This window comes from Paenibacillus pasadenensis DSM 19293, assembly GCF_000422485.1.
Classification (GTDB): domain Bacteria; phylum Bacillota; class Bacilli; order Paenibacillales; family Paenibacillaceae; genus Paenibacillus_O; species Paenibacillus_O pasadenensis.
The window spans coordinates 58,164-79,180 of the sequence record NZ_AULW01000051.1; the positions used below are offsets into that span (position 1 = coordinate 58,164).

The 21,017-nt window shown below is 64.5% G+C and carries 19 protein-coding genes; 13 read left to right on the forward strand and 6 right to left on the reverse strand.

Annotated elements, in window-relative coordinates:
• Positions 1-109: 109 nt before the first annotated feature.
• The 5 genes from H582_RS0107435 to H582_RS0107455 all read left to right on the forward strand — a co-directional run bounded on the left by H582_RS0107435 (position 110) and on the right by H582_RS0107455 (position 6,702).
• Positions 110-1,525: a cytochrome ubiquinol oxidase subunit I gene (locus H582_RS0107435; protein WP_028598041.1), complete on the forward strand. Its 1,416-nt coding sequence runs from the start codon at positions 110-112 to the stop codon at positions 1,523-1,525.
• The gene (gene cydB, locus H582_RS0107440) at positions 1,512-2,531 is read left to right on the forward strand and encodes a cytochrome d ubiquinol oxidase subunit II (RefSeq protein WP_028598042.1); all 1,020 of its coding nucleotides are present in this window, start codon (positions 1,512-1,514) and stop codon (positions 2,529-2,531) included. The genes H582_RS0107435 and cydB overlap by 14 nt, the downstream gene beginning before the upstream one ends.
• A gap of 34 nt (positions 2,532-2,565) precedes the next feature.
• Positions 2,566-4,350 carry a thiol reductant ABC exporter subunit CydD gene (gene cydD / locus H582_RS0107445; RefSeq protein WP_028598043.1) on the forward strand — a complete coding sequence of 595 codons (1,785 nt, stop codon included), beginning with the start codon at positions 2,566-2,568 and terminating at the stop codon, positions 4,348-4,350.
• Positions 4,347-6,398 carry an amino acid ABC transporter ATP-binding/permease protein gene (locus tag H582_RS26465; protein ID WP_052333050.1) on the forward strand — a complete coding sequence of 684 codons (2,052 nt, stop codon included), beginning with the start codon at positions 4,347-4,349 and terminating at the stop codon, positions 6,396-6,398. The genes cydD and H582_RS26465 overlap by 4 nt, the downstream gene beginning before the upstream one ends.
• 73 nt (positions 6,399-6,471) lie before the next feature.
• Positions 6,472-6,702: a hypothetical protein gene (locus H582_RS0107455; RefSeq protein ID WP_028598044.1), complete on the forward strand. Its 231-nt coding sequence runs from the start codon at positions 6,472-6,474 to the stop codon at positions 6,700-6,702.
• 97 nt (positions 6,703-6,799) lie between these two features.
• On the opposite strand, the gene H582_RS0107460 is transcribed toward H582_RS0107455, so the two are convergent.
• A complete protein-coding gene (locus H582_RS0107460) occupies positions 6,800-7,657 on the reverse strand; it encodes a class II fructose-bisphosphate aldolase (protein ID WP_028598045.1) in 858 nt (285 codons plus the stop codon).
• Between the two features lie 355 nt (positions 7,658-8,012).
• Here H582_RS0107460 and H582_RS0107465 point away from each other — a divergent pair, with 355 nt between their 5' ends.
• On the forward strand, positions 8,013-9,506 hold the full coding sequence (locus H582_RS0107465; protein WP_028598046.1) for a protein adenylyltransferase SelO: 1,494 nt from the start codon (positions 8,013-8,015) through the stop codon (positions 9,504-9,506).
• Between the two features lie 387 nt (positions 9,507-9,893).
• Positions 9,894-10,802, forward strand: coding sequence for a 3-hydroxyacyl-CoA dehydrogenase (locus tag H582_RS0107470; protein WP_028598047.1), 909 nt, complete (start codon positions 9,894-9,896; stop codon positions 10,800-10,802).
• A 362-nt stretch (positions 10,803-11,164) separates the two neighbouring features.
• On the opposite strand, the gene H582_RS0107475 is transcribed toward H582_RS0107470, so the two are convergent.
• Positions 11,165-11,923, reverse strand: coding sequence for an SDR family oxidoreductase (locus tag H582_RS0107475; protein WP_028598048.1), 759 nt, complete (start codon positions 11,921-11,923; stop codon positions 11,165-11,167).
• A 160-nt stretch (positions 11,924-12,083) separates the two neighbouring features.
• Between H582_RS0107475 and H582_RS0107480 the strand changes: the two genes are divergently transcribed.
• Positions 12,084-12,671: a TetR/AcrR family transcriptional regulator gene (locus tag H582_RS0107480; RefSeq protein ID WP_228551773.1), complete on the forward strand. Its 588-nt coding sequence runs from the start codon at positions 12,084-12,086 to the stop codon at positions 12,669-12,671.
• Positions 12,672-12,873: 202 nt separating this feature from the next.
• On the opposite strand, the gene H582_RS0107485 is transcribed toward H582_RS0107480, so the two are convergent.
• On the reverse strand, positions 12,874-13,572 hold the full coding sequence (locus H582_RS0107485; protein WP_028598050.1) for a glycosyltransferase family 2 protein: 699 nt from the start codon (positions 13,570-13,572) through the stop codon (positions 12,874-12,876).
• A gap of 136 nt (positions 13,573-13,708) precedes the next feature.
• On the opposite strand from H582_RS0107485, the gene H582_RS0107490 reads away from it, so the two are divergent.
• Complete coding sequence (locus H582_RS0107490; protein WP_127464567.1) at positions 13,709-14,668, forward strand: hypothetical protein; 960 nt, start codon at positions 13,709-13,711, stop codon at positions 14,666-14,668.
• Positions 14,669-14,741: 73 nt separating this feature from the next.
• Entirely contained in the window at positions 14,742-14,984 is a 243-nt protein-coding gene (locus H582_RS26470; RefSeq protein WP_043111058.1) for an NHLP leader peptide family RiPP precursor, read from the forward strand.
• Here H582_RS26470 and H582_RS26475 read toward each other — a convergent pair.
• The gene (locus tag H582_RS26475; protein WP_052333051.1) at positions 14,973-16,934 is read right to left on the reverse strand and encodes a sensor histidine kinase; all 1,962 of its coding nucleotides are present in this window, start codon (positions 16,932-16,934) and stop codon (positions 14,973-14,975) included. The genes H582_RS26470 and H582_RS26475 overlap by 12 nt on opposite strands.
• A gap of 371 nt (positions 16,935-17,305) precedes the next feature.
• Between H582_RS26475 and H582_RS0107505 the strand changes: the two genes are divergently transcribed.
• Positions 17,306-18,406, forward strand: a complete 1,101-nt coding sequence (locus H582_RS0107505) for an MBL fold metallo-hydrolase (RefSeq protein ID WP_028598052.1) — start codon at positions 17,306-17,308, stop codon at positions 18,404-18,406.
• A 277-nt stretch (positions 18,407-18,683) separates the two neighbouring features.
• Here H582_RS0107505 and H582_RS0107510 read toward each other — a convergent pair whose 3' ends face one another.
• Positions 18,684-19,325 carry an NAD(P)-dependent oxidoreductase gene (locus H582_RS0107510; protein ID WP_028598053.1) on the reverse strand — a complete coding sequence of 214 codons (642 nt, stop codon included), beginning with the start codon at positions 19,323-19,325 and terminating at the stop codon, positions 18,684-18,686.
• Between the two features lie 142 nt (positions 19,326-19,467).
• Between H582_RS0107510 and H582_RS0107515 the strand changes: the two genes are divergently transcribed.
• Positions 19,468-19,830 (forward strand): winged helix-turn-helix transcriptional regulator, encoded by a 363-nt coding sequence (locus H582_RS0107515; protein WP_028598054.1) that lies wholly within the window; start codon positions 19,468-19,470, stop codon positions 19,828-19,830.
• 61 nt (positions 19,831-19,891) lie between these two features.
• A complete protein-coding gene (locus H582_RS0107520) occupies positions 19,892-20,200 on the forward strand; it encodes a hypothetical protein (protein WP_028598055.1) in 309 nt (102 codons plus the stop codon).
• A 61-nt stretch (positions 20,201-20,261) separates the two neighbouring features.
• Here the strand turns inward: H582_RS0107520 and H582_RS0107525 are convergent, their stop codons facing one another.
• The gene (locus tag H582_RS0107525) at positions 20,262-20,984 is read right to left on the reverse strand and encodes a YheC/YheD family protein (RefSeq protein ID WP_052333052.1); all 723 of its coding nucleotides are present in this window, start codon (positions 20,982-20,984) and stop codon (positions 20,262-20,264) included.
• Positions 20,985-21,017: the final 33 nt, after the last annotated feature.

Below are 21,017 nucleotides of genomic sequence, written 5' to 3' on the forward strand. Positions count from 1 at the left end.
CACGCCTTGCGTCGGCCTTGTGATTTCCATCACAACCCCGGCGTGCGATTGCTGGCACAATAGACCCAGCTAGAAGCCTCACCCATTTAGGTCGAAAGAAGGGGAAAGCATGGATGTGGTCGAGCTGTCGCGGCTTCAGTTCGCGTCGACGACGATTTTTCACTTTTTCTTCGTGCCGGTCAGCATCGGGCTCGCGCTGCTGCTCGCGATCATGGAGACTCTCTACGTGCGCCGGGGAGACGAGACGTACAAGCGCATGGCCCAGTTCTGGGGCAAGCTGTTCCTGATCAACTTCGCGATCGGCGTCGTGACGGGCATCCTGCAGGAATTCCAGTTCGGCATGAACTGGTCGGACTACTCGCGCTTCGTCGGGGACGTGTTCGGCGCGCCGCTCGCGGTGGAGGCGCTGCTGGCGTTTTTCCTGGAGTCGACGTTCATCGGCATCTGGATCTTCGGCTGGGATAAAGTGTCCAAGAAGATCCATCTGCTGTCCATTTGGATGGTCGCGCTCGGCACGACGATGTCCGCCTTCTGGATCCTCACGGCGAACTCGTTCATGCAGCATCCGGTCGGCTTCGCGATCACGAACGGGCGGGCGGAGATGAACGACTTCTGGGCGCTCGTCACGAACGGCCAGGCGCTCGTCGAGTTCCCGCATACGGTATTCGGCGCGTTCGCCACCGGGGCGTTCCTCGTGCTCGGAATCAGCGCCTGGAAGCTGCTGCGGCGGCAGGACACGGACTTTTTCCTCCGGTCGTTCAAGATCGCCGCGCTCGTCGCCGTCAGCTCCTCGATCCTCGTCGCCTTCGCCGGCCACTGGCAGGCCCAGTACCTCGTACACACGCAGCCGATGAAGATGGCCGCCGCCGAAGGGCTGTGGGGCGAGAGCGGCGATCCGGCCGCGTGGACGGTCGTCGCCAGCATCGATCCCGAGAACAAGGTGAGCAAGCATGAGCTGCAGATTCCGTATCTGCTCAGCTTCCTCTCCTACAGCCGCTTCAGCGGCGAGGTGAAAGGGATGAACGAGCTGCAGGCCGAGTACGAGCAGCAGTACGGCCCGGGCGACTACATCCCGCCGGTGCGCACGACGTTCTGGAGCTTCCGCATCATGGTCGCCGCCGGCATGGCGATGATCTTCATCGGCCTGTACGCCTCGTGGCTCATCTGGCGCCAAAAGCTCGCCGGCATGGGACGCTGGTTCCTGCGGCTCTGCTTCGCCGGCCTGCTGCTGCCGCCGATCGCCAATACGGCCGGCTGGTGCATGACGGAGTTCGGCCGCCAGCCGTGGACGGTGTTCGGCCTGATGACGACGGCGGACAGCGTGAGCCCCGGCGTCACCGCCGGCGAGGTGCTGTTCTCGCTGATCGTATTCAACGGCATTTACGCGGCGCTGGCCGCCGTGCTCGTGTACCTGTTCGTGAAGGTCATCCAGAAAGGGCCTTACGCGTCGGCGGAAGAAGAGGCGGATTCGGGGCCGCTGCCGCCGCGCCGCCCGGGAAAGGAGGCGCCTCATGCTCACGCTTAGCGATCTGTGGTTCATCCTGATCGGCGTCCTGTTCGTCGGCTTCTTCTTCCTCGAAGGGTTCGACTTCGGCGTCGGCATGCAGTCGCAGCTGCTCGCCCGCACGGAATCCGAGCGGCGCGTCATGATCAACTCGATCGGCCCGTTCTGGGACGCCAACGAGGTATGGCTGCTGACGGGAGCGGGCGCGATGTTCGCGGCGTTCCCGCACTGGTACGCGACGCTGTTCAGCGGCTTCTACGTGCCGTTCGTGCTCGCTCTCCTCGGCCTCATCCTGCGCGGCGTGGCGTTCGAGTTCCGCGGCAAGGCGCAGAGCCTGGGCTGGAAAAGGACATGGGACGCCGCGATTCTGACCGGCAGCTTCCTGCCGCCGTTCCTGCTGGCCGTCGTGTTCGCCTGCTTCATCCGCGGCCTGCCGATCGATGCCGACATGGAGATGCATGCCTCGCTGCTGGGCGACATCGTGAACGGCTATACGGTGCTCGCCGGCATCGCCGTCGTGCTGCTGTGCAATGTGCACGGCCTGCTGTTCACGGCGCTGCGCGTCACGGGCGAGCTGCAGGAGCGGGCGCGGCGGCGCGCCCGGCTGCTGCTGCTCCCGACCGGCGTGGCGCTCGCCGGCCTCGTCGCCGCGACCGCATTCGAGACGGACATCTTCGACGTCCGCGGGCCGCTCCTCTACGCGCTCTGCGCCGTCGGCGCGGCGGCGCTCGCGCTCGCCTGGCGGCTGGCCGGCGCCGGCCGCGACGGCTGGGCGTTCGGCATGACGGGGCTGACGCTCGCGGCGATGGTGTCGTCCGTCTTTGTCGGCCTGTTCCCCCGGGTCATGGTCAGCAGCCTCGACGCCGCCTACAGCATGACGGTCGCCGGCTCGGCATCGGGCGCCTACTCGCTCAAGGTGATGACGATCGTGGCGCTGACGCTGCTGCCGTTCGTGCTCGGCTATCAGGCGTGGAGCTACTTCATCTTCCACAAGCGCCTCCATGCCAAGGATCATCTGGAATACTAGAACGAGATCAAGACGAAGGAGACGGTGAGCGCGGATGGACCGGAACTTGCTGACGTACAAAGGAATCCGCAAGGCGCTGGGCCTCATCGGCGCGCTTGCCGTCCTGCAGACCGCCTGCATCGCGCTCGCGGCGGCGGGGCTGGCGGAGGCCGTCTCCTCGCTGTTCGCGGGACAACCGGCGAAGGAGCAATGGCGCCCGGCGCTGTTGTTCCTTCTTGCTTTCATGGGAAGGCATGGCTGCGCGGCGTTGTCCGCCCGCATCGCCTGGCGGTTCGCCGAAACGACGGCCGCCGCGCTGCGGCGGGCGATGCTGGAGCGGCTGCTGCGGCTCGGCTCCCGAGCTGCCGGCGACCTAGGCGTCGGCGGCTGGGTGACGCTCGCGCTGGAGGGGACGGGCAAGTTCCGCGCCTACCTCGAGCTGATCCTGCCGCGGATGGCCGGCATGGCGGCGACGCCGGCGCTGCTGCTCGTCTGCGTGCTGGCGCTCGACCGGCTGAGCGGCCTCATCCTGCTCGTGACGCTGCCGATCCTGATCGTGTTCCTCATCCTGATCGGCATGACCGCGCGCGGGCAGATGGACCGCCAGCTGGCGACGTACCGGCGGCTCGCGGGCCACTTCGTCGACTCGCTGCGGGGGCTGGAGACGCTGTTCGTGCTCGGCCGCAGCCGCTCGCATCGCCGCAGCATCGAGGACGTCAGCGAGCGGTACCGGGCGGCGACGATGAAGACGCTGCGCGTGGCGTTCCTCAGCTCGCTTGCGCTCGACTTCTTCACGATGCTGTCGGTCGCCTCGGTGGCGGTCAGCCTCGGCGTGCGGCTGGTGAACGGCCAGATGGAGCTCGTCACCGCGCTCACGGTGCTGATCCTCGCGCCGGAGTATTTCCTGCCGGTGCGCCAGGTCGGCGCGGACTTCCACGCCACGCTCGACGGCAAGGAGGCCGGCGAGGCGATGCGCGCCGTCATCGAGACGCCGGTGCCGGAGGCGAGGCTGCTCGGCGCGGCGGCGGAGCGGACTGAAGCAGAGGGAGCAGGGGCGGAAGGCGGGGCTTTTCCCCCGTATCGCGATCCGTTCGCCTGGGGGCCGGACAGCCGCCTGCGGCTGGAAGGCGTCGGCGTCCGGCATGGCGACGGTCCGGCCTCGCTGGAGAGCGTCAGCCTGGAGCTGCGCGCCGGCGAGCGCGTCGGCATCGTCGGGGCGAGCGGCGCGGGCAAGTCGACGCTGCTGGGCGTGCTGGGCGGCTTCCTCGCTCCGACGGAAGGCTCGGCCGTGCTGGGGGGCCGCCGCTGGAGCGGCTTGACGGCGGACGGCTGGCGTTCGCAGATTTCCTACATTCCGCAGCGGCCGCATCTGTTCGGCGGCACGCTCGGCGACAACATCCGGCTGTACCAGCCGGAGGCGACGGATGAGGAGACGGCCGCCGCTGCTCGGGCCGCCGGCCTCGGGCCGCTGCTGCGCTCGCTGCCGCTCGGCCTGCAGGAGCCGATCGGCGAGGGCGGCCGGCAGCTGAGCGGCGGCCAGCGGCAGCGCGTGGCGCTCGCGCGGGCGCTGCTCGGCCAGCGGCCGATCGTGCTGCTCGACGAGCCGACGGCGCATTTGGACATCGAGACGGAATACGAGCTCAAGCCGTCGATGCTCCCTCTTTTTGAAGGACGGCTCGTCGTGCTCGCGACCCATCGGCTGCACTGGATGGAGCAGATGGACCGCATCGTCGTGCTGGATGGCGGCCGGATCGTCGAGTCCGGCACTCCGGAGGAGCTGATGGCGCTTCGCGGCGCCTACTATGACCTGGCCACGGCCGGATGGGAGGAGACCGCATGAGCCGGCCGCGCTGGATTACACCGTATCTGTCCCTCTACCGGTGGCGGATGCTGCTGTCGCTGCTGCTCGGCACGCTGACCGTCTTCGCCGCCGCGGCGCTGATGTTCACGTCCGGCTTCCTCATCTCCAAGTCGTCCACTCCGATCGAGAACATCCTCATGGTCTACGTCCCGATCGTCGGCGTGCGCGCCTTCGGCACGAGCCGGGCCGTGCTGAGCTATGTCGAAAAGCTGTGCAGCCACGACACGGTGCTGCGCATCCTGTCGAGCATGCGCGTGCGGCTGTATCGAATTCTGGCGCCGCAGGCGATGGAGCTGGCGGCGCGCTGCCGCACGGGCGACCTGCTCGGACTGCTCGCCGAGGACATCGAGCAGCTGCAGCAGGTGTTCCTGCGCGTCGTGTTCCCGGCCGCTGCGGCGCTGGCGCTGTACGCCGCCGTCGTCGCGGGACTCGGCCGCTTCGATGCCGGCTTCGCCCTGTTGGCCGGCCTGTACCTGCTGCTGCTGATCGCCGTGCTGCCGCTCGTCTCGCTGCTGCGGACGCGCCGCGCCCAGCGGCAGGTCAAGGAGCGCCGGGCCCGCTTGTACCGGTCGCTGACCGACGCCGTGCTCGGGCTCGACGACTGGATGCTGAGCGGGCAGCAGGCGCGCTTCCTCGGCGGCTACGAGGATGACGAGCGTTTCGTCGCGGCGGCCGACGGCGAGCTGCGCCAGTGGGCGCGCCGCCGCCAGCTGCTCGGCCAGGCGCTCGTCGGCTTCGCCGTCGTCGCCGTCGTCGCCTGGGCGGGCGGCGAGGCCGGAGCCGGGCGGCTCGAGCCGACGCTCATCGCCGCGTTCGCGCTGGCGGCGTTTCCGCTGGCGGACGCCTGGCTGCCGCTGTCCGAGGCGGCGGAGCGCATCCCCGCTTATCGCCGTTCGCTGGAGCGGCTGAGAGGCTTGCAGCAGGCGGGAATGAACGGGGAGGATTACTCGGTCATACAAAATGTTACCGAGGAAATGAGAGAATTCGAGATAAAGAAGGAGAATAGAGAAGGAGATGCAGTTAAGCATGCTAGAGAGCTTGCGGCAGCGGGGGCGGTACGGAACGGGCTGACGGGCGGAGTATCCGGCGGCGCATTCGGCCTGGCGGGGGGAGGCGGATGGAGCGGGACGGCCGCTGCGGCGGAGCGAGGACTGGGGAGCGAGAGCTTCCAGAAGGCTGACGCATCGGAGAGGCGGCGCAGGGATAGAAGCTTCCGAGGGACGGCCGACGAAGGGAGCGCTCTGCATCTGCGCCGCCCGTCGGCGGTGACGGTCGAGCTTCGGGACGCCGGCTATCGCTACGGCGGCGAAGCTGCCTGCGCGCTGAAGCATGTCGATCTCTGTCTGCCGCAGGGCGCGAAAATCGCCGTGCTCGGCCCGAGCGGCGCGGGCAAGTCGACGCTGCTCAAGCTGCTGTTCGGCGCGCTGAGGCCGACCGCCGGGAGCGCGCGCATCGGCTCGCGGGCGGCGGCCGACTACGGCGAGCGGATCTCGGAGCTGGTCGCCGTGCTGAACCAGGATCCGCATCTGTTCGACGACACGATCGCGGCGAACATCCGGCTCGGCCGTCCGGAAGCGACGGACGCCGAGGTGGCGCGCGCTGCCTCGCTGGCGCGGCTGGACGCGGTGATGGAGTCGCTGCCGCTGGGCCTTGCCACGCGAGTGGAGGAGGCGGGCAAGCGCTTCTCCGGCGGCGAGCGGCAGCGCATCGCGCTGGCCCGCATCCTGCTGCAGGACGCGCCGGTCGTGCTGCTCGACGAGCCGGCCGCCGGGCTCGATCCGCGCACCGAGCGCGAGCTGCTGGCGACGATCTTCGCCGCGCTGGAGGGGCGGACGATCGTCTGGGTGACGCATCATCTCGCCGGCGTCGAGCGCATGGACGAGATCGTGTTCCTGGACCGCGGCGAGATCACGATGCGCGGCACCCACGCCGAGCTGCTGGCGCGCGAGGAGCGGTATCGGCGGCTGCGGGAGCTGGACCGGGGCGATTTCCGTCGTGAAGCGGCCATCTTCAAGCGAAGGGATTGAAAGAGGAGAATCGGCCTATTTTTTATTATGAATTTTTTTAATAAAATGGATGTCATTGGGAGGTGCTAGAAAATTGAATGAAGAAGATGTGCAACAAATCATTCAAAGTCTAACTAATTCTGCTGGCTCCAACCAAGAGATAGCGGGCAAGCTTCAATTCATGGAAATGTCCGTTTCTTCCATGGCCGATCAGCTTGAAGAAGCGAATCGGAATCTGGAGATTCTTCTCTACCTGATAGGTGCGATGATCGTCTTGATCGCGATCGGTCTGGCATTCCTGATTTTCAAAAAAGCCAAGTCTTGATCTGCGCGGGTTCGTGCCGAGACAAGCGTCGCTAGAGTTGCCAAAAAAGCCCCTGCGCCGCCGAAGCGGAAGCAGGGGCTTGCTTTTGTTGGGAGCCTTACGCTTTGCCGGAAGAACCGAACTCGCGCATTTTGCCTTGAACCGTCGCCTTGATGGCGTCGCGGCCTGGGGCGAGGAATTTGCGCGGATCGTAGACTTCGAGGTCTTTCGTCACGATTTCGCGGACTTTTTTGGTGAACTCGATCTGGTTCTCGGTGTTGACGTTGATCTTCGCCGTGCCGAGGCCGATGGAGCGCTTGATGTGCTCGGTCGGGATGCCTGTGCCGCCGTGCAGGACGAGCGGCAGCTTGATCGTCTGGCAGATCTCTTCCATCTCTTTGAAGCCGAGGTTCGGCTCGCCTTTGTAAGGGCCGTGCACGGAGCCGAGGGCCGGAGCGAGGCAGTCGATGCCGGTGCGCTGCACGAGCTCGAAGCATTCCTTCGGATCGGCGTAGATGACGCCGTCTGCAACGACGTCGTCCTCTTGGCCGCCGACAGTGCCGAGCTCGGCTTCGACGGACACGCCTTTGCTATGCGCGTACTCGACGACTTGCTTGGTCGTCGCCACGTTCTCTTCGAACGGATGATGCGAAGCGTCGATCATGACGGACGTGAAGCCGGCGTCGATCGCAGCCTTGCACTTCTCGAAGCTGGAGCCGTGGTCGAGGTGGATCGCTACCGGTACCGTGATCTTCATCTCTTCGATCAGGGCGCTGACGATGTTTGTCACGACCTTGAAGCCGCCCATGTAGCGGGCTGCGCCTTCGGAGACGCCGAGGATGACCGGGGACTTCTCTTCTTCGGCGGCCGCGAGGATCGCTTGCGTCCACTCCAGGTTGTTGATGTTGAACTGGCCGACCGCGTAGTGCTCCTCGAGCGCCTTGTTGAGCATGTCCTTCATGGAAACGAGAGCCATTGTAACTCCTCCTAATGTCTGATGTCTGCAGCAGGTTTCTCCTCATGCCGGGGCATGAGAATGGCAAAGTAGGGCCTCGGCCCGTGCTTGTCTTTCGTTATTTTAACATAAATGAGGGGCTTTGAACCTGCAATTTCAGACATGAATCGCGCGCAATTCGTTACGAAAAGAAGGCATTGGGCTTAAAATTCCGCTAAAGCGTGGCAATTATGCGCGATATGGAACAAGCTTCCTTCAGAATCCGGGCAGGCGGCAAGGCGGTTCCAGGGGAGCCGCCGGAGGCGGATTCGCTTGCGCCGTCCGGCAAGGGGTATACTGGAGGAAACGTTGGCTAGGCCAAGGAGGTCATCCAAGCATGAGCGAAACGAAGGCAAGCGCCGCGGCGGCAGGCTGGCAGCTGGAGAACGGCTACGCCGAGCTGCCCGAAACGCTGTTCACCAGGCAGCATCCGCTGCCGGTCCGCGCGCCCGCGCTGGCCGTGCTGAACCGCCCGCTGGCAAAGGAGCTCGGACTCGATGCCGACGCGCTGGCAGGCGCGGACGGAGCGGAGGTGTTCGCCGGGAACCGGCTGCCCGAGGGCGCCGAGCCGCTGGCGCAGGCTTACGCGGGGCATCAGTTCGGCTACTTCAACCGGCTCGGCGACGGGCGCGCGGTGCTGCTCGGCGAGCAGCGGACGCCTTCCGGAGGGCTGCGCGACATCCAGCTCAAGGGCTCCGGGCGCACGCCGTACTCGCGCGGAGGCGACGGGCGCGCCGCGCTCGGCCCGATGCTGCGCGAATACATCATCAGCGAAGCGATGCACGGGCTCGGCATCCCGACGACGCGCAGCCTCGCGGTCGCGACGACCGGCGAGCAGATCGTGCGCGAGTCGCTGGAGACCGGCGCGGTGCTGACCCGCGTCGCGGCGAGCCATCTGCGCGTCGGCACGTTCCAGTTCGCTGCCCAGTGGGGCTCGCCGGACGAGCTGCGGCAGCTCGTCGACTACGCGCTGCGCCGCCACGATCCGCAAGGGTGGAGCGAGGCCGAGGCGGCGGGAGCGGACGGCTCCGCCCGCGCGCTGCGGCTGCTGCAGGGTACGGTCGCGCGTCAAGCGCCGCTGATCGCGTCGTGGCAGCTCGTCGGCTTCGTGCACGGCGTCATGAATACCGACAACATGACGATCAGCGGCGAGACGATCGACTACGGCCCGTGCGCTTTTCTCGACCGGTTCGATCCGGCGACGGTGTTCAGCTCGATCGACTCGCAGGGACGCTATGCCTACGGCAACCAGCCATATATCGCGGCCTGGAACCTCGCGCGCCTCGCGGAGTCGCTGCTGCCGCTGCTGCATGAAGACCAGGAGCAGGCTCTGGAGCTGGCGGAAAGCGCGCTCGCGGCGTTCGAGGGCGCCTATCACGGGCACTGGCTGGCGGGGATGAGAAACAAGCTCGGCTTGCTCGGCACGGAAGAAGGCGACGAGGAGCTCGCCGCCGGGCTGCTGCGGCTCATGCAGGAGCAGGGCGCGGATTATACGAACGCGTTCCGCGCCTTGACGCTCGGGCAGGCTGAGGCGGCCGGGCTGGGCGGCGACGGGTATGCGGACTGGCTCCGAAGCTGGCGCGAGCGCCGCGGACGTCATGGCGACGCCGCCGCATCGGAGGCGCTCATGCGCCGCAGCAACCCGAGCGTCATCCCGCGCAACCATCGCGTCGAGGAGGCTTTGGCGGCGGCCGAAACGGGCGATTTCGGCGTCATGGAGCGGCTGCTGGCCGCTCTGGCCGACCCGTACGCCTATACGCCTGAGCAAGAGGAATACGCCGGGGCCGCCCCGGCTAGCGATCGTCCGTATCGGACGTTCTGCGGGACGTAAGGGCCGGACCCGAGGCCACGGGCTCGAACCAAGGCACAAACCTGCCTTGGATCGGGCGGACCCGGGCTCGAAAGCCAAAACCAAGGCACAAACCTGCCTTGGATCGGGCGAACCCGGGCCCGAAAGCCAAAACCAAGGCACAAATCTGCCTTGGATCGGGCGGACCCGGGCCCGAAAGCCGAAACCAAGGCACAAACCTGCCTTGGATCGGCGAACCCGGGCCCGAAAGCCGAAACCAAGGCACAAACCTGCCTTGGATGGGCGAACCCGGGCCCGAAAGCCAAAACCAAGGCACAAACCTGCCCTGGATGGGCGGCTCATCTGCGGATGAGCCGCTCTTTTTTGGACATCTTACTCCTATATTCCAGATAAGGGAGACGATGAACGATGAGCTTCAGCCGCATCACCGTCGCGGGCAGCGGCGTGCTGGGCAGCCAGATCGCGTTCCAGGCCGCGTTCAAGCGGTTCGACGTGACCGTATACGACATCAACGACGAGGCGCTGGCCAAGGCGAAGGAGCGCATTGAGGCGCTGAAGCCGCGCTACATGGCGGATCTCGGCGCTTCGCAGCAGGAGCTCGACGACGCCTACAGGCGCATGGCGTTCGAGAGCGACCTGGCCAAGGCGGTCGAGCATGCCGACCTCGTCATCGAGGCGGTGCCGGAAGTCGTCGACATCAAGACGGACTTCTACCGCCGGCTCGGGGCGGTCGCACCGCTGCACACCGTGTTCGCGACGAACTCGTCGACGCTGCTGCCGAGCCAGTTCGCCGAGGCGACGGGGCGGCCGGAGAAGTTTCTTGCGCTTCATTTTGCCAATGAGATCTGGAAAAACAACACCGCCGAGATCATGCGCCATCCCGGCACGGACGAGGGCGTGTTCGGCGCGGTCGTCGGCTTCGCCAAGAAGATCGGCATGATCGCGCTGCCGCTGCGCAAGGAGCAGCCTGGCTACATCCTCAACTCGCTGCTCGTGCCGCTGCTGGACGCCGCGCAGCTGCTGCTCGTCAAGGAGGTCGCCGACGTCGAGACGATCGACAAGACGTGGATGGCGGCGACCGGCGCGCCGCTCGGCCCGTTCGCGATCCTCGACGTCGTCGGCATCAACACTGCCTACAACATCGGCCTCGCCAAGGCGAAGGCGACCGGCGACCCGCTGTACCAGGCCGTCGCGGACAAGCTCAAGCGCGACTACATTGACCAGAACCGGCTCGGCCGCGAGACCGGCGCCGGGTTCTACACCTATCCCGACCCGAGCTTCGCGCGGCCGGACTTTCTGAGCGCAGAGGTCAACTGATACCGCAACTCCATTCCTCTTTCGCGCGTCCATGTTAGGGAAAGAACTCGCATCTGCGAGTGCGAGCGAAAGGGAGGACGACTTCGTGAACGTACGTGCCGCTGCGCCTGATCGAAGAGGTGCGTCAACGGTGTTTGTTATGCTCATCATCCTGCTTTTTTGCTTCGCTTGCACAAACCATACAGATGGTGATGGGAGTAAAAAGGAAAGCATTTCAGTGCATCATTTAAAAGGTTTAATCCAAAGCGGGACGACGTTGAATTGGGAAAGGTGCTGCCTGCTCACATTTGTGAGAAGCAGCACCTTTTTCACAGAAGGCCACTTTCAACGAACTCATTCAGCTCTTGGAACAATTGCCTTCCTTAGTAAGCCGTCCAGCCGGCATCGGCCGCGATGACCGTGCCGTTGACGAAGCTGGAGTCGTCGGAAGCGAGGAACAGCGCGACCTTGGCGATCTCCTCGGCCGTGCCGACGCGCGGGTTGACGCCCATGCCGGCCATCGCGCGGCTCATGCCGAACTCGTTCGGCTGGCCCATCGTGGCGCTGATGTTCGTCTGCACGCCGCCCGGAGCGATGCCGTTGCAGCGGATGCCCTTCGTCGCGTACTGGAAGCCGACGTTTTTGGTGAAGCCGACGACGGCATGCTTGGATGCCGTGTACGCCGCGCCTGCGCGCGAGCCGTTCAGGCCGCCGGCCGAGGCGATGTTGACGATGACGCCGCTCTCCTTCTCCAGGAAGATCGGCAGCACTTTGCGCACGGTGCGCATCGGACCGGTCGTATTGACCGCGAAGACGCGCTCCCACAGCTCGTCCGTCAGATCGCCTGCCGGCACGAAGCCGTCCATGATGCCGGCGTTGTTGACGAGGATGTCGACGGTGCCGAATTTCTCGACTGCGGCGTCGATCAGCGCCTGCACGTCCTCTTCCTTGGCGACGTTGGCGGCGACGGCGAGCGCTTGTCCGCCTTTGCCCTCGATCTCGGTGACGACCGTCTGCGCGGCCTCCAGGCGCAGGTCGCTGACGACGACCTTCGCTCCCTCGGCGGCGTACAGCTCGGCGATCGCCTTGCCCATGCCCGATGCGGCTCCCGTGACGACGGCTACTTTTCCATTCAGCTTCATTCCGAAGTCCTCCTTCGCATTTATGAATAAATGTTGACTAACTATACAGGTGACGCCTTCAGTATAATACGGAAGAAGGGACCTGGATATCCGTAAAACAGGCGGTTTTGTCCATTAATGAACAAGATGAAAGCGCTTGTTGACGAAAGCGAGGATGGAGATGGCTGGAAAAGTGGATCCGCGCGTCGCGCGCAGCAAAACGGCGCTCAAGCAGGCGCTGCTCGGGCTGCTCGAGGACAAGGAATTCGAGGCGGTCACGATCACGGAGATCGTGCTGACGTCCGGGTACAACCGGGGGACGTTCTACAAGCATTACGACAACAAGGAAGCGCTGCTCGAGGACATCCTGAACGATCTGATCGAGGGACTGCTGGAGGCGTTCCGCTATCCGTACGAGCAGACGGAGGTGTTCCGCGTGCATCAGCTGCCGCCGGGCTCGGTGAAGATCTTCGACCACTTCATGGAGCATGCGCCGACATACCGCATCCTGAGCCGCAGCCAGGTCATGCCCGCGCTGCGCGAAAAGATGTTCCGGGCTCTGAAGGACATCTCCTCCCGCGAGCTGCTGCCGGAGCTGGACGGCATCGACGCCGAGCTGCTGGCGGACTATTCCATCTCCGGCCTGCTCGGCATCCTGTTCCACTGGATCGAGAGCGGCTTCGCGCGCTCGCCGGCCTACATGCAGGAGCAGCTGGTCAAGATCATCCGCTTCCGTCCCGACGAGCTGCAGACGCGGCCATCGACGTAGGCGGTCAGGGTTTCAAATAAAGGCGCGCGTCGTCGTCCGAGCTTTCGGCACCGGCTTGCAAGCGTTTTGGAAGGCTAGAGACGTCGATACATCTCTGTGCTGATCTATAACCATGTGGCAATATAGAAGCACGAATTCCGATATATAGCTTGAAGTGCTCGCCGAGCCAAGCCGGCGGTCCAAGCCCGCGCGCCCTCCGGCGTCACGCCTTGCGGTCGGCGAAGCGACGGTAGTCGCGGGTAACGGCGAGCAGCCGGCTTCCTTTCCGATAGAACCCGTCGTCGACGCGCCAGGTGTGCGTGCTCTTGTTCCGGCGCCTCATATAGACGTAGTGGTACGGCGACGTCGCGCGGATGCGGTAGCCCTTGCGCTTGCAGCTGCGCAGGAAGCGGACGTCCTCGCCGAGGGAGCGGTCCGGGAAGCGGACGCCCTTCAGCACGCGCCGGTGGAACAGGATCGTGCCTCCTTGCACGAAGTCGGCTTCCTTGTCCCTCTCCTTGGGCGAGCGGATGAGCAGCTGCCGGCTGGCTTCCAGATAGACGAGGCAGGAATGCTTGCCGACGACGGAGCTGCGGGTGCGGCGGAGCTCCTTCACCTGCTCGCTCAAGTAATCGGGAGCATAATAGTCGTCGTGGTCGAGCTTCGCGATGAGCTCGTGCTTGGCGCGGGAGATGCCGCAGTTCAGGCATTGGCCGAGCGAGACGCGCTCCGGCACCCGGTACACCGAGACATGGGGCAGCTGCCGGGCTTGGCGGCGCAGCTGGCGGATGTCGGCCGAGTCGAGGTTGACGATGACGATCAGCTCTTTGCGGGCATAGCGCTGGCGCTTGTAGTTGGCCAGGATGTTCGCGAAGAACTCGGGCCGGTTCGTGCAGGCGATGATCGAGACGCCGAGAGGCATGGCAGCAGGCTCCTTCGTAGCTTTTTTGTCACTATATGAAGCGAGGCGGGCTTGAGTCCGCCGGGCGTGCGCCTCTTTTGATGCCCGGGGCCATGAGGCGCCCGTCCCACAATGAAAGCGGAGAGGGGAACTCGACATGTCGATTGAATGGAATTTGGAAATGGCGCGCAAAGAAGCGGCGGCGATCTTCGCCGATGCGCGGGAGGGTGCGTCGGCTTGTCCGGAGCCTCTGCGAGGCGTCCTGCGGCAGCTGATCGACCGCGCGGATCCGTCTGCGCGCGAGGGAGGGTCGAACTTCATCGCCTACCTGCTGCCCGCATGGACGGGAGAGCAGGCGGGCCTTCCTCCAGCCGTGGGCCGCGAGCTGGCCGTAGGCAGCGTCTATATGATGCTGCATTATCTCCTGCTGGACGACGTGATGGACGGGGACGAGATCGGGCTCGGGCCAAAGGAGGCGCTGGCGGCGGGACAGCTGCTGCATAGCCTGTTCCTGGAACGGTACGAGCGCGCCGTGCCCGGCTCGGCGGAGCTGTGGAGCCGCTACCGGGCCTATGCCGGCGAGTGGGCGCAGGCCGTGTCGCAGGAAGGACGGCAGCGAGCCGAGCCGCAGGATGCGGCCGCTCTGGCGGCCAAGTCGGCGCCGGTGAAGATCGGAGCGGCCGCCGTCTGGCTGGCGGCGGGCCGGCCGGAGCGCATCGCCGACGCGGAGCAGGCGACGGAGCTGGCGCTCGCCTCGCTGCAGCTCGCCGACGACTGGGCCGATTGGCGGGACGATCTGGCCGCGGGCGAGGAGCGGTCGAACGCGTTTTTGACGCTGGTCCGGCGGATGCTGGACCAGCCGGAGGAGCAGCCGCTGGCGGAGCGGCTCGTACGCCGGGCGGTCTACCAGGAGGACGCGGTGGAGCGGCTGGCCGAGCTCGTCCGAGGCCATCGGCGGGAGCTGTCGGATCGGCACGAGGCGCCTTCGGGACTCGCCGGATTCCACCGGGCGGTGCTCGCCGGCATCGAAGCCGACGTTATGTCGATACGGCAAACGGCAGATGGTCTGGCGTTGAATGGAGGGTTCTTTCATTATTTGTCACATCTTGAAAATTGATAGGGACTTTTTCCTAGCCATGTGTTAATCTGTAGGAAGATTTACCCATACCACTTTGAGAGGCTGTGATTTCATGACCGTTGCCGTAGAATCGTTGAGAGTTCAGATCATTCGTAAAGCTTGGAAGGATGAAATCTTTAAGCAGCAGTTGCTCGCTGATCCCAAAAAAGCCATCAAAGAAGCCTTTGATTACGAGGTAGCGGCTGATATCCAGGTCACGGCTGTTGCCGAAACAGAAAAGCACTTCTATCTCGTTCTTCCTCCTAGCCCTGAAAATGTGGCAAACGGCCAAGGCGAGGTCGAGCTAGTCTGGTAATGATATAGCATCGGTCATCTCGGAGACGATCTGACCGGTTAGAGGGAACCGAATTGTTACTTCGGTTCCCTTTCCTTTTTCGCTGCGGAAGTCGATGCTGCCGTTCATCACCTCGATGATCCGCATCGTCACCATCGTGCCGAGGCCGGTCCCCTTCGTCTTGGTCGAGAAATAAGGCACGCCGAGCTTGGCGAGCTGCTCCTCATCCATCCCCTCTCCGTTGTCCTTCAGCCGCAGTACGGCCTCTCGGCCTTCGGCCCGCGCGGTCAGCTCGACGACTCCTTCCTCCCCGAACGCCTCCACGCTGTTCTTGATGAGATTGATCAGCGCCTGCTTGAGCTTGGAAGGGCTGCCCATGATCTCCAAGCCTTCTTCGGATACGATCGTCAGCTTCCCTCCGTGCATGGACGCATGAGGCCCCATGATCAGCTCCAGCTGCTCCAGCAGGTCGTACAGCTCGAGCCGGGAGACGACCTCGAGCTCCGGCTTGGCGAAGGTGAGGAAGTCGGTGATGATCTCGGCCGCGCGGTCCAGCTCGCTGACGGCGATCGTGATGTAGTCCTGGCTTTGGGGATCCTCCTTTTTGGAGAGGAGCTGGAGAAAGCCGCGCGTCACCTGCAGCGGGTTGCGCACCTCATGCGCGACGGAGGCGGCGAGATCGCTGATGATCTTGAGCTTCTCCGTGCGCTCGAGCGACAGGTTGAACTGCTCCAGCTGCCTGGAGTAGGACACCAGCGTCTTGTAGTCGGACGAGACGCGACGCGCGAGGATGACGACGAGCGAGAAGATGAGGGCGACGATGCCGAGCTTCCAGAGGAAAAGGACGTAGCTTTTGCCGCTGGCGTAGTACAGGAGCAGGTCGACGGCGCTCGGCGCGGCGAAGGCCAGCAGCCCCAGCGACAGGATGCGCGCCTGGGGGTCGCCTTGACGCGCATGGGCGACCGCCAGCACCGAGATCCAGATCATCTGCACGAGCATGAGCAGGCCGACCGCTACGACCGAGACGATCGAGTAGAAGCTGTACAGCGCGCCGTCCGACAACCGGTAGGCGACGAAGCAGAGCACCCCGAACGCCGAGTAGTACGTCTGCCAGCGCGTGAAGCGCTGGAACGGCGGCGATTTGCGCTCCAGCGCCTCGTTCACGAAGTAGCCGAGCGCGGGGAACATCGTGAACAGCGACAGCTCGAAGCAGGCCAGGAACACCTGGGCCGCATCGGGGAAATAGAGGTAGAGAAGCGGCGAATAGGCGGCGATCAGCAGTCCGGCCGAGAGCGCGATCAGGCAGAGCGAGATCCAGAAGCCGCGCTGGCGGCGGCTGAGGAAGCTCGAGCAGATGAACATGATCGCCGCGAGGAAAACGACCGAGACGCCGAGCAGCAGGCTGGGCAGCTCCTTGCGGATGTAGCCGCGGTCCAGCTCGTCGAACTCGCCGAGCTGCGGAGGCGTCAGGAAGCCGGCTCGTTCGCCCTTGTTCAGGATGCGCACGTCGAGCACGGTCTCTTGGGGCTTCGCGTCCAGCGGCACGAGCAGGCGGCCCTGGTCAAAATCGAACCCGCGGCTCGACTCGTAAAGCAGCACTCCGCGCTCGTACACCTGTACGTGCCGGCTGTACATCCGTCCGGCCAGCAGGCCGGGACGATGCCACTGCTCCGTCGCCGGCACGCGGAGCCGGATCCAGATGCCTTGGGCGTCCTTCGGCAGCTCGACGCGCGGCTCCCTCAGCTCGGCGTCCAGCCAGTCGGCGTCCGCAGGCGGCGCGGTGCCGGGCGTTGCATCGGCGGGGATAGGCAGCACCTGCCAGCGGTCCAGGGAGGATCTGGCGGCGGGAGCGGCAGAGGCGGCGACATCGCCCGGCTCGGCTGCCGATAGAAGAGAAGGCCAGTGGAGCCATCCCGCCAGCAGGGCGAGAACGGCCAGAGCCGGGAAGAGACATAGACGAAGCGTTCTCATAGATTCCTCCGAGGATTGATTGTACTCGAATTATACCTCGTCTCTCGGTATTCGTCCGCAGAATTCGACATTTTCCGCGTTGAAATCTGTAGGAATTTTCCAATATGGGAGAACTAGCTATAGGTGGGAAATTCGGCTAGGCAATCTTGAGGAAAAGGATTCGCTGCAGGCATCGAGAACGGCTAGTTGAACAAGCTCGTCCAATGGCGTACGAATGCCGGTCCTCTGCCGGTCGGCGGAGCAAGGAACGCCGTCGATGGAATCGAAGAACGTCCGGCCGCGCCTGCGTCCGGGCGTTTTTTTGCTATCGAGGCGGGGGATCGGATAAGCTGGTGGGAGAAGAATTTTCATCGAAAAGAGGCTCGCTCGACATGGGAGTATGGATCGGAATCGCCGCCGCGCTCGCCGCCGCATTGACCTTGGCTTACCTCTACATCCGCCCCGCCCTGGGCGGGAAGCCGTCTCCCGAATCGCGGGAGCGCATCCGCCGCTCGAAGCAATACCGCGACGGCGTTTTTGCCTACCCGCTGCCGACGCCGATGCTGAGCGGCTGGAAGGACCAGGTCTCGATCCTGGGCGAGTTCCTGAAGGGCACGCCGCAAGCCGTTCCCGACCGGCCGCTGGACGTGGAGCGGTACTCGCCTGCGTCCGCCGCAGAGCGGGAGAACGCGGTGCGAGTCACTTGGTTCGGGCATTCGGCGGTGCTGCTGGAGCTCGGGGACATGACGGTTTTCCTGGATCCGATGCTGGGGCGGGCGCCTTCGCCGGTTCCGATGATCGGGGGGCAGCGGTTCAAGGGCTCGTCGCCGGTCGACTTGGAGCGTCTGCCGCGGCTGGATGCGGTCGTGCTCTCGCATGATCACTACGATCATCTCGATTACCCGACGATCCTCCGGCTGAAGGAGAAGACCGGGATGTTCATCGTGCCGCTCGGCGTCGCCGCGCATCTGGAGCGGTGGGGCGTCGCGCGCGAGGCGATCCGCGAGTGCGACTGGTCGGAAGCGGTGAAGCTCAATGGCTTGACGCTGACCTGCGCCGCGGCGCGCCATTTCTCCGGAAGAGGCTTGCTCAGCCGGAATTCGACGCTGTGGTGCTCCTGGGTGATCGAGGGGCAGGGGCGGCGGATCTTCTTCAGCGGCGACAGCGGGTACGGCCCGCACTTCCGCGAGATCGGGGAAACGTACGGTCCGTTCGACCTGACCTTGATGGAATGCGGCCAGTACGACAGGCGGTGGGCGAGCATCCACATGCTGCCGGAGGAGACGGTGCAGGCGCATCGGGATGTCCGAGGCAGCTTGCTGCTGCCGATCCACTGGGGCGCGTTCCGCCTGGCGCTGCATGCCTGGACCGATCCGGTCGAACGCCTGCTCCGCGCCGCGAGCGTCGACGGCGTCGCCGTCTGCACGCCTCGGATCGGGGAGACGGTGACGCTCGGGAAGGCCGAGCCGCCGGCGACGCCTTGGTGGCGCTGAACGCGGCCACGCCCTGGTGGCGTTGAACGCGGCCATGCCTTGGTGGAGCTGAACGCGGCCACGCCTAGTGGGCTGAACGCGCCACCGGGGTTGGCTCCAGCGACGGGCGCTCAGGCCGAGGGGCCTTCTGCGAAGCAACGCGCCTGCCCTGCCTTATAGGGGCGGCAAGCGCGCGCCGAACGAGCAAACGGGACGAAGCGGAGATGGCTCCGTTTCGTCCCGTTTGTGTTTTTCTGCCGCAGCGAGTGATTGAATTTCGTCGCCAGCCGCGCGTCTGCTACTCTTTGTCGCTGACGACCGTGAACCGCTCGTTCACATGCTGCGGATGCTCGATCTCGTCCAGCACGGCGATGGCGAAGTCGGCGTAGCTGACGTAGCTGTCGCCTTGAGCGTTCGGGATGACATGGTCCTTGCCCTTGCGGTAGGAGCCGGTGCGCGGGCCTTCCGGATCGAAGAACGCGGCCGGGCTGATGTACGTCCAGGTCAGCGAATCGGTCTGGCGCAGATGCTCCAGCTGCTTGCCCGCATTGAAGGCCGTCGGATAGACGAAGTCCGGGAAGTCCGGCGTATCCATCAGCAGCGACGTGCTGTCGGCGTCGACGAACAGGCTGCCCGCGCCGCCTACGACGATCAGCTTCGTGTCCGGCGCGTCCTGGAGCGCGGCCGCCAGGGCGACGCTGGAGTCGAGGTACAGCGTCTCTTGGCCGATCGGCGCCTTGAAGGCGCTGACGACGACGTCGAACGGACGGAGGTCGGCTCCCGTCAGGTCGAACAGGTCTTTCTCGATCACGGCGACGTTCGCGGCGGAGATTTTGGACGCATCCCTCACGATGGCGGTGACGTCGTGGCCGCGGTCGACCGCTTCCTTCAGGATGAGGCTTCCGGATACTCCGTTTGCCCCGATGATGGCGATGTTCATGGTGGTTCCTCCTCTATCGTCAGTCAGGAATAGGTTGTGGACAAGGCTCTAATCCTATACTATGGCAATAGTCCAAAAAGGAACAGTAGGCACATTTAAGATACCTAGTCACATTTTTAAGACCATGAAGAGGAGAGATCGTATGGCGAGAGCCAACTTCAAGGGCGAAATCCCGGAGGAGAAGCGGGAGCTCTGTCTCGTGTCGGATGCGCTGAACGTCATCGCGGGCAAGTGGAAGCTCATTATCCTTTGGCAGCTGAAGGAAACGAGAAGGTTCGGGGAGCTCCAGCGGCTGCTGCCGGGCATTTCCAAAAGCATCCTGACGAGCCAGCTCCGCGAGCTGGAACGGGACGGAATGGTGCATCGCGAGGTGTATCACGAGGTGCCGCCCAAGGTGGAGTATTCGCTGACGGGCATGGGGCGAGGCTTTCTTCCGATTCTGGACAGCATGGGGGAATGGAGAAAGAAGCATGCCGCGGGCAAAGGGGAAGACGCGGACAGCTAGGACGGGGCCAAACCGACTCTATCGCATCTACTAAGTCTATCACCACTAGGGAGGCTTTTGGATGGGACTTAGAGAGGTTCAAGGGTATGATCCGGTTCAGATCACCAACTCCACGTCGTTCAATGCGTATGGGGCGGTGGAGTATTCGTCCATCTTTTGCTCGGATGACCTTTATTCGGTGCAGCGCGACGAGACGTGGCGAGCTTCGGGCCGCGGCGTCTGCCTGCTCACTCGGATTACGGCTACGGTGCGGACGCCCAGCGGGGATATTGCAGCGGAGCCGTATACTTCATCCGGCACCTCCTACAGCCGGTTCGCCATCATCCAGGTCGGAGAGAACCGGTTCCAGGTGACGCGCATCGTCAGCTAAGTCCAGATGCCAAGCGAAAAAGACGACTTGCCTGAACATCGGGCAGGTCGTCCTTTGCGTTCTAATGGTTTCGGTACCAATGGATTCGGCGCAGCATCGTGGAGTCCTTCAAGAGCCGGAAAGGGCGCAACGCCGGCTGGTAGTTGCCCTCGATGATCCAGATCCGGCGCTCCCTATCGATGCCGATGTCGAATCCGACTTGCCGGAGGTCGGGATAGCGCTCTCCGAGCCGTTCGGCAGCCTCCAGCGCGGCCCGCGCTATTTTCGCCGGGAGGCTCCGGTCCTCGATGCGGGCGGATTTCAGCGCCCGAAGCAAGGGGAGCGGGCGGCTGGCCACATTCGTGACCAGATAGCCTTTGGTCGCCGCTTTTGCATAAGAGCCGGTCACGGTCCAAGGGGACGAGGCTGCTTTTTGGCGCTGGACCATGACCCGGATGTCGAACGGCCTGCGCCCGATGCGAGCCAGCGGGATCCGCTCCTGGACGATGTAGCCTCTTCCTTTGCTTTCAATCCACAGCCACTCGAGAACCTTGTCCGTGCCGCTCATCGTGATGGCGTTGTTCTCGTGCTGCATCCGGTAGGCGCCCGTTTCGGTTCGTTGGATGAAGATGATGTTCGTGCCGAAGCTCCCGTCGCGCGGCTTCAGGACGACGCTGGGATGGCGCTGCAGCATGCTGGACAGGGCGTCCTTCTCCAGCAGCCGCGTCTCCGGCAGCCGCGCGTCCAGCGGAGGGCCGGCTCGCAGGACGCCGTATTGCTCCCATTTGTCTTTTTGGACCGCCACTGTCATCCCTGCCTTTTTCATCGGATACGGTCA

What these genes read in the sequence shown, in the direction of transcription:
- H582_RS0107435 (WP_028598041.1), top strand. Translation starts at nt 110, where the DNA reads ATGGATGTGGTCGAGCTGTCGCGGCTTCAGTTCGCGTCGACGACGATT.
- cydB (WP_028598042.1), top strand. Translation starts at nt 1,512, where the DNA reads ATGCTCACGCTTAGCGATCTGTGGTTCATCCTGATCGGCGTCCTGTTC.
- cydD (WP_028598043.1), top strand. Translation starts at nt 2,566, where the DNA reads ATGGACCGGAACTTGCTGACGTACAAAGGAATCCGCAAGGCGCTGGGC.
- H582_RS26465 (WP_052333050.1), top strand. Translation starts at nt 4,347, where the DNA reads ATGAGCCGGCCGCGCTGGATTACACCGTATCTGTCCCTCTACCGGTGG.
- H582_RS0107460 (WP_028598045.1), bottom strand. Translation starts at nt 7,657, where the DNA reads ATGGCTCTCGTTTCCATGAAGGACATGCTCAACAAGGCGCTCGAGGAG.
- H582_RS0107465 (WP_028598046.1), top strand. Translation starts at nt 8,013, where the DNA reads ATGAGCGAAACGAAGGCAAGCGCCGCGGCGGCAGGCTGGCAGCTGGAG.
- H582_RS0107470 (WP_028598047.1), top strand. Translation starts at nt 9,894, where the DNA reads ATGAGCTTCAGCCGCATCACCGTCGCGGGCAGCGGCGTGCTGGGCAGC.
- H582_RS0107475 (WP_028598048.1), bottom strand. Translation starts at nt 11,923, where the DNA reads ATGAAGCTGAATGGAAAAGTAGCCGTCGTCACGGGAGCCGCATCGGGC.
- H582_RS0107480 (WP_228551773.1), top strand. Translation starts at nt 12,084, where the DNA reads ATGGCTGGAAAAGTGGATCCGCGCGTCGCGCGCAGCAAAACGGCGCTC.
- H582_RS0107485 (WP_028598050.1), bottom strand. Translation starts at nt 13,572, where the DNA reads ATGCCTCTCGGCGTCTCGATCATCGCCTGCACGAACCGGCCCGAGTTC.
- H582_RS0107490 (WP_127464567.1), top strand. Translation starts at nt 13,709, where the DNA reads ATGTCGATTGAATGGAATTTGGAAATGGCGCGCAAAGAAGCGGCGGCG.
- H582_RS26470 (WP_043111058.1), top strand. Translation starts at nt 14,742, where the DNA reads ATGACCGTTGCCGTAGAATCGTTGAGAGTTCAGATCATTCGTAAAGCT.
- H582_RS26475 (WP_052333051.1), bottom strand. Translation starts at nt 16,934, where the DNA reads ATGAGAACGCTTCGTCTATGTCTCTTCCCGGCTCTGGCCGTTCTCGCC.
- H582_RS0107505 (WP_028598052.1), top strand. Translation starts at nt 17,306, where the DNA reads ATGGGAGTATGGATCGGAATCGCCGCCGCGCTCGCCGCCGCATTGACC.
- H582_RS0107510 (WP_028598053.1), bottom strand. Translation starts at nt 19,325, where the DNA reads ATGAACATCGCCATCATCGGGGCAAACGGAGTATCCGGAAGCCTCATC.
- H582_RS0107515 (WP_028598054.1), top strand. Translation starts at nt 19,468, where the DNA reads ATGGCGAGAGCCAACTTCAAGGGCGAAATCCCGGAGGAGAAGCGGGAG.
- H582_RS0107520 (WP_028598055.1), top strand. Translation starts at nt 19,892, where the DNA reads ATGGGACTTAGAGAGGTTCAAGGGTATGATCCGGTTCAGATCACCAAC.